This is a genomic window from Tritonibacter sp. SIMBA_163 (assembly GCF_046535935.1).
GTDB classification, from domain to species: domain Bacteria; phylum Pseudomonadota; class Alphaproteobacteria; order Rhodobacterales; family Rhodobacteraceae; genus Epibacterium; species Epibacterium scottomollicae.
In genome coordinates this window covers 1-299 of record NZ_JAWJBP010000257.1, presented here as the reverse complement: position 1 = coordinate 299, position 299 = coordinate 1, and the positions used below count along the sequence as shown (strand labels likewise).

Below are 299 nucleotides of genomic sequence, written 5' to 3'. Positions count from 1 at the left end.
CAGGCGGTAACAACACGGTTCACATTCCTCGCGTCGGCGCGGTGCACTTTCGCCACACCTTCGATCATATCGAGGTCTTTGAAGACGAGCGCAGCGGCATCCTGCACGCTTTTGCTCATTCGCCCAGAGAGCGCTGCATCAAAATCATGACCTTTGCCCCGAACGAGTCGCGCTCTTACGGTGAATTCAGCGTGGAGTGCGGGCTATATGACCGGTTTGTCAGTGAATACGAACACCTGAATGGCCTTAGTGTGCACCGGATGCAGTCGATCATTTGGGTGATGGGACAGATGGCCAGC

General features: G+C 55.5%; 1 protein-coding gene. It reads left to right on the top strand.

Annotated features, from left to right (window positions below; genetic code table 11):
• The coding region (locus R0J92_RS22315; RefSeq protein WP_411053263.1) for a hypothetical protein at nucleotides 1-299 on the top strand (299 nt) is incomplete at both ends.